6 protein-coding genes are annotated in these 6,244 nt (G+C 73.8%); 1 reads left to right on the forward strand and 5 read right to left on the reverse strand.

Annotated features, from left to right (window positions below; genetic code table 11):
- From HMPREF3105_RS07535 to HMPREF3105_RS07550, 4 genes are all read right to left on the reverse strand, one after another.
- A partial coding sequence (locus tag HMPREF3105_RS07535; RefSeq protein WP_070709086.1) for a hypothetical protein occupies positions 1-1,028 on the reverse strand: 1,028 nt, incomplete at its 3' end.
- Between the two features lie 197 nt (positions 1,029-1,225).
- Positions 1,226-2,296 carry a DUF305 domain-containing protein gene (locus HMPREF3105_RS07540; protein ID WP_070709087.1) on the reverse strand — a complete coding sequence of 357 codons (1,071 nt, stop codon included), beginning with the start codon at positions 2,294-2,296 and terminating at the stop codon, positions 1,226-1,228.
- A gap of 122 nt (positions 2,297-2,418) precedes the next feature.
- Entirely contained in the window at positions 2,419-3,294 is an 876-nt protein-coding gene (locus HMPREF3105_RS07545; protein ID WP_041103013.1) for a class F sortase, read from the reverse strand.
- Between the two features lie 80 nt (positions 3,295-3,374).
- Entirely contained in the window at positions 3,375-4,271 is an 897-nt protein-coding gene (locus HMPREF3105_RS07550) for a LysR family transcriptional regulator (RefSeq protein ID WP_070709088.1), read from the reverse strand.
- Between the two features lie 145 nt (positions 4,272-4,416).
- On the opposite strand from HMPREF3105_RS07550, the gene gabT reads away from it, so the two are divergent.
- Positions 4,417-5,739, forward strand: coding sequence for a 4-aminobutyrate--2-oxoglutarate transaminase (gabT, locus tag HMPREF3105_RS07555; RefSeq protein ID WP_036316964.1), 1,323 nt, complete (start codon positions 4,417-4,419; stop codon positions 5,737-5,739).
- 81 nt (positions 5,740-5,820) lie between these two features.
- Here the strand turns inward: gabT and HMPREF3105_RS07560 are convergent, their stop codons facing one another.
- The gene (locus HMPREF3105_RS07560; RefSeq protein ID WP_070709089.1) at positions 5,821-6,132 is read right to left on the reverse strand and encodes a hypothetical protein; all 312 of its coding nucleotides are present in this window, start codon (positions 6,130-6,132) and stop codon (positions 5,821-5,823) included.
- Between the last annotated feature and the right edge of the window lie 112 nt (positions 6,133-6,244).

Here is a 6,244-nt window from a genome sequence, read left to right on the forward strand (position 1 = left end):
CGGCGCACCACGGCCAGGACGCCCGCGGTCAGCACCGCGACGGCGGCGGGCCACGCCGCCGGACCACGCCCGGTCTCGACCGTGTCCGGCACCGTGTGCTCGCCCTCGGCCGGGTCCGCGGGGGTCTCGGGCTCCGCCGGCTCCGTGGGGGTGTCGGGATCGGCCGGCTGGCCCGGAGCCGGTGCGTCGAACAGGCCGGCCACGGGGAAGGTCACGAACCCCGGGATCCGCCCGTTCTCCCAGTCGTAGAGGTCCACGCGGGGATCGCCGAACCGCACGGTCACCGTCCGCGTCGTCGTCACGCCGTCCCTCGTGGCCCGCAGGGTGACGGTGTCGGATCCGGTGAAGCCCTCGGGCGCCTGGTACACGTAGCCGCGCGGACCGCCGGTCTCCTCCTCCGTCACCTCGACGACCCGGCCCTCGGCCGGGCCCGCAACGAGCGTCAGCGGCGCTGCCTCATCGCCCGTGTTCGAGGAGATGAACACGTATCGCTCCCCCGGCGCCGCGAGCAGGGTGGTGTCCCAGGCGGTGGGGAGCATGTGGAAGCCGAGCTCATGCCGCTGGTCGGCGCGCAGTGGCTCGCCCGGGTCAGCGTCGGTGAGGTCGGCGTCCGGACCGTAGGTGAGGGCGGCCACCTCGCCGCCCAGGACGTAGAGGGTGTAGACGACGGGGCCGGTCCCCGACTCGCCCAGGCTCCGCCGGGCCGCGGCGACGTCGAAGTCACCGCGCTCCAGCTCGTCGTCGTACGTGAACGGGACCTCGGTCTCGGCGCCGCGGGTCTCCCCTTCCAGCACCGGGGCCACCGTCAGGCGGATGTCGGACTCGTCCACCTCGAACTCGGTGCCGAAGGAGGCACCGGTCTCACCCTCCGCGCTGGCCACGAGGAAGGATCCGCCGGGCAGGCCGTGCTCGGCGGTCCATCCAGCGGGGTGGGCGGGTGAGGCGAGGGCAGGGGTCGCCCCCAGGCCGGTGAGAAGGACGCCGACGCCCAGGGCGGCGGCAAGGCGGGTCGGTCGGGCGGTGCGCATCGTGCTCCTCCAGGGGTGCGGTGCTGCGACGGGCCGAAGGGTTCTTCGGCCCGGACGCCCGAGATCGACCGGATGCCGCACTCGCTGCGTCGGCACGAATCTACGCCGCACGGACGTGATGCGGGTCACTGTCCGGTGATGAAACGCTATCGACTCGGTCACGGCGACGCCCGATGCGGATCGGGCCGGCCGGCGCGTCAGCGGGATGCGCTGGGCGAGGGGCTTGCCCCGGAGGAGGGGCCCGGGGTGGCCTGCGCCGTGTCGGCCGGGCTGGGCGACGGGCTCGCCGATGCGGCGTCCCGCCCCCGCTGGTCCTCGGCGTCCCGGCCGGACGCGCTGGCGGAGCCCGACGCACTGGAGGAACTGGGCGAGCTCGACGACGGCAGCACCGGCTTCTGGGTGGCGCGGAAGTTGCGCACCCGCTGCACCGGCTCCGGGACGAAGTCCGAGGGGACGGAGCCGCCGTTCGCGCCGGTGCCCTCGATCTTGATGGGGCCGGTGAACCCGGACGGTTCCGCCGTGCGCGCCCCGCTCGACCCGATCACGCCCATCTCCGCGAGCGTCTCGGCCAAACTCTCCAGCTCCTTGCGATGGCCCTCGACCACGCTGGAGGCCAGCTCCTTCGCCGCGTCGTCCGAGCCGTCCTCCGCCTCCGTGGCGGAGATCGTCAGCGCGCCCTGATAGAGGCGGCGCATCTGGAGCAGGTAGATCCGTCCTGCCTCCTCCGGCTCGGCGGCGGCCAGCACGTTCTTCTCCCGGTCGGACAGGAGTCCGGCGCGCAACTCGTCGCCCACGATCTGGGTCGGCTCCGCGTCCTCCGTGGACTCGGGCTGCGCAGACGGGGTCGACTCGGCACCCGCACCGCGCACGTCATCCGAGGGGACGCCCCAGCCCTCGAGCATCGACTCGAGCCGGCGCGCCCGCTCCTCGTGCTCGGACTTCATCCGTTCGGCGGTGGCCCGGATCTCCTGGTCCACGCCGTCCTTGCCCAGCACCTCATCGGACTGCTGGATCGCGTCGCGGTGGTTGCGCAGCAGCAGACCCGCGAACTGGATGTCCGCCGCGAGCGGGTCGGCGGACGTCTGGCTGGGGCTGGCCAGCACGCCCTCCAGGTAGGTGTTCCCCGCCTCCGTGCCACCGGTCTGTCCGGGCTCCTCGGCGACGCTGCAGCCGCCGGTGGCCAGGGTGATGCTCAGGAGCGCCCCTCCGACGGCCACGCTCCAGCGGCGGGGGCGCACGCGGGCGGGGGCGATGTCGGCTCGGCTCATGGGCGCAGGTCCTCTCGGCGGTCGTCACCCGGTCACGGGGTCAATGGCGGTCCGACGCGGTCGGCCGCCCCGGCCTCCCCAGGGTACCCCTCCGGCCTCCCGGCCCCGGGGTCGCCGCGGCCTCAGGCGACGCGGGTGGCCTGCACCACCCAGTTGTTGAAGGCGTTCCCGGCCATCCCGGTGCCCGGCACGAGGTCGCACGTGATCAGCGTGACCTTTGCGTCATCGCCCCCGGGCTCCCAGGCCCAGCGGTGCGCCGGATCCTGGGTGAGCGCCTCCTTCTCCACCGAGACCGCGTCCGCGTCCGCCTCGAAGGCGGCCTGCGTGCCGTCGTCGTACGTCACCACGACGACGGCGCCCGCCCGCACGTCGCCCAGGTTCCAGAACACGTCCCGCACGCCGTAGTAGACGACGTGCCCGGCCAGGACCCCCGCGTACGGGGAGCGCTCCCCCGGCGTGGTGCCCCACTGCGGCGGACCGTACCAGCCGACCGTCTGCGGCTCCGGGTCGAGGTCGCCGCCCTCGTCCAACTGTGTCAGGTCGATCCCCGCTCCGACGATCTGCTCGCCGTCCTGGTGGACGTCCACGTGCACGGGTGTCGCCGTGATCTCGTCCCACGGGGCGGCGGGGCCGGAGAGGTGGGCGGCCGCGGCGGGGGCCGGCTCCTCGGTGGGGGTCGGCTCCTCGGACGGCGTGGGCTCCGCCGATGTGGGCGTGCCGGCGGGTTCCTGGGTCCCGCCGGGAACCGCCGCTTCGCCCGTGGGTGCCGCGGAGGACGGGGTCGGCGTCGGGGTCGGTGTGGCCGTCGGTGCAGGGCTGGGCGTGGAGCGTGCTGAGGACGACGGCGACGGGGTCGCGGACGCCGTGGCGCTGAGGGTGGGGGCAGCGCTGATCGGCACGGCGCCGACCGCCAGCACCCCGCGCAGCGCGAGGAACACGAGGCCCAGGCACAGCAGCACCAGGACCACCCACAGGGCGCGTCGGACGGTGGTGTTCATCCGGGTTCTCCCCTCGTGTGCATCGACGCGGCCCGCCCGGGGCCGCGTCCGACGACGGCATGGTCTCACGCGCTCCGGCCTCAGCGCGGCGCGTCATCCCCGGGCTCGGCATAGCGGTCCCGGACGAAGGCCTGCAGGCGACGGGCGAGCGCCTGCAGCGTCTCGGCGGCGAAGTGGTCCTCCCGCCACGCCGCGTGCAGTCGTACCGCGAGCGTCCGCCCCTGCGCGATGACCCGCACCGGCGTCAGCCCGAAGGCCGGGTCCTCGGTGACGACGGCGACGCCCGCCCCCGTCGCGACCAGGGCCTGGGCCACCCGCCCGGAGTTCGCCTCGACGAGGGCCGGCGGCGTGAGGCCCGCCACGGCCACGGCGCCGTCGAGGACGCGTCGCGCCATGAAGGTGCGGGCGGGCGCGACGACGGGTTGGGCCACGAGGTCGTCGAGGGACACCCGCGTCCGGCCCGCCCAGGGGTGGCCCGGGGCGACGTACGCCCAGACCGGCAGGTCCATCAGCGGCAGCGACGCGACGGAGGGGGGCGGCACCGTCGGCATCACCACGAGGTCGTGCCGCGCGACGGCGTCGAGCAGCGAGTCGTCCAGCTGGGTCTCCGCGACGCGCGGGCGCGGGTCCTCCTCGCCGAAGGTGGCCACGAACGGCAGCACGACATCGATGAGGGTGGTGCCCGGCGCGGCCACGGCCACGTCCGTGAGCCGACCGGAGGCGAGCGCGCGGGCCGCCTGCTCCGCCCGTCGATGGGCGACGAGGACCTCGCGCGCCACCGGGAGGAACGCCTCGCCGGCCGTCGTCAGCTCGAACCGGCCGGCGACCCGGGCGAACAGGGGCAGGCGCAGCTCACGCTGAAGCCGCTGCAGCTGCCGACTGAGCGCGGACTGCACGAGATCCAGGCGGATCGCGGCCCCCGAGACCGTGCCGACCTCGGCCACCGTGACGAAGGCCCTGAGCAGTTTCTCCTCCATGCCGGATGAGCATAGCCACCATGCCAGATCATCACTGGACGGCATGGACTCGACGCCCCACCATGGGAGGACGCGGCCCGACGCGTCGTCGTCGTGCCCGCCCGTCGTCCACGCTCCCCGTGAGCCGTCCCCAGGAGGCATCCCCATGACCGCCACCCCCGACCTCGAGCAGACCCGCCATCTGGCCACCGAGCTGCCCGGCCCACGCTCCCGTGAGCTCGCCGAGCGCCAGAAGCGCGCCGTCCCAGCCGGCGTGGCCACCACGATGCCGGTGTACGCGGCCCGCGCCGCGGGCGGCATCCTCGAGGACGTGGACGGCAACCGCCTGATCGATCTGGCCTCCGGCATCGCCGTCACCTCCGTGGGCGCCTCCCACCCGCGCGTCGTGGCCGCCGTCCAGGAGCAGGTCGCGCAGTTCACCCACACCTCGTTCATGATCACGCCGTACGAGGGCTACGTGGCCGTGGCCGAGCAGCTGGACCGCACCAGCCCGATCCCCGGCGAGACCCGCACCGCCCTGTTCAATTCCGGCGCCGAGGCCGTGGAGAACGCCGTCAAGGTGGCCCGCGCCTACACCGGCAAGCAGGCCGTGGCCGCGTTCGACCACGCCTATCACGGCCGCACCACCCTGACGATGGCGCTGACCGCCAAGTCCATGCCCTACAAGCACAGCTTCGGACCGTTCGCCCCCGAGATCTACCGCGTGCCCGGCTCCTACCCGCTGCGGGACGGCCTGTCCGGCGCCGAGGCCGCGCAGCGCGCCATCTCCGCGCTGGAGAAGCAGATCGGTGCCGACAACCTGGCCGCCGTGATCATGGAGCCGATCCAGGGCGAGGGCGGCTTCATCGTCCCGGCCGAGGGCTTCCTGCCGGCCGTGGTCGAGTGGTGCAAGGCCAACGACGTCCTGTTCATCGCGGACGAGGTCCAGTCCGGCATCGCCCGCACCGGCGCCTGGTTCGCCTCCGAGACCGAGGGCATCGAGCCGGACCTGATGGCGACCGCCAAGGGCATCGCCGGCGGCATGCCGCTCTCCGGCGTCACCGGCCGCGCCGAGGTGATGGACTCCGTGCACCCGGGCGGCCTCGGGGGCACCTACGGCGGCAACCCCGTCGCCACGGCGGCGGCGCTCGCCGTGTTCGAGGCCGTCGAGGAGGACGGTCTCCTGGAGAAGGCCCGCCGGATCGAGCAGGTCATCCGCGAGCACTTCGCGCAGAACGCCGACGACCGCATCGCCGAGGTCCGCGGCCGCGGCGCGATGATGGCGATCGAGTTCGTGGACCCCGCCACCGGCGAGCCGGACGCGACGCTGACCGCCACCGTGGCCGCGGCCGTGCGCGCCGCCGGCGTCATCCTGCTCACCTGCGGCACCTACGGCAACGTCGTACGCTTCCTGCCGCCGCTGACCATCGGTGAAGACCTCCTCAAGGAGGGCCTGAGCGAGGTCACGAAGGCGCTGCAGTCCGCCTGAGCCCCCGCCACCGGCGGACCGACGACGACGGCCCCGCATCCCTGCCCGGGATGCGGGGCCGTCCGCCTGTCGGCGGAGGACTCAGATGTCGTCCTCGTACGCGGGGCCGCCTTCGTTCTCCATGGCCTCGAGGCGCCGGGACTTCTCGGCGGTGAAGATCCGGCGGACCCCCGTGCCGCCGAACTCGTCCTCCGGGACCAGCCCGACGCCGTACTTCAGCAGGGCCTTCTCCAGACGCAGACGCTCGTCCACCCGCAGGTGGGCCAGCCCCTTCTCGAAGCGGCGCAGCTGCTCCTTCTCGAGACCGGCCGCGGTGGCCAGGGTGCGGACACTGACCTGGGCGAGAGCGCGGCCGGCGCGCGCCACGTCGAAGGTAATCGGGGTGGGGTACATCAGACATTCTCAATTCTGCAGTTCTCGACGGGGATCCGGTCCATGATGGCCACGCCCCGGATGAAGGGACAAGGGCGCGCCAGCCTAGATGTAGGAGGGCATGACGTTGTTG

The organism is Micrococcus sp. HMSC31B01 (genome assembly GCF_001816085.1).
Classification (GTDB): Bacteria; Actinomycetota; Actinomycetes; order Actinomycetales; family Micrococcaceae; genus Micrococcus; species Micrococcus luteus.

Excerpts from the sequence above, each read along its gene's own strand:
- HMPREF3105_RS07540 (WP_070709087.1), bottom strand. The coding sequence starts at position 2,296 with ATGAGCCGAGCCGACATCGCCCCCGCCCGCGTGCGCCCCCGCCGCTGG.
- HMPREF3105_RS07545 (WP_041103013.1), bottom strand. The coding sequence starts at position 3,294 with ATGAACACCACCGTCCGACGCGCCCTGTGGGTGGTCCTGGTGCTGCTG.
- HMPREF3105_RS07550 (WP_070709088.1), bottom strand. The coding sequence starts at position 4,271 with ATGGAGGAGAAACTGCTCAGGGCCTTCGTCACGGTGGCCGAGGTCGGC.
- gabT (WP_036316964.1), top strand. The coding sequence starts at position 4,417 with ATGACCGCCACCCCCGACCTCGAGCAGACCCGCCATCTGGCCACCGAG.
- HMPREF3105_RS07560 (WP_070709089.1), bottom strand. The coding sequence starts at position 6,132 with ATGTACCCCACCCCGATTACCTTCGACGTGGCGCGCGCCGGCCGCGCT.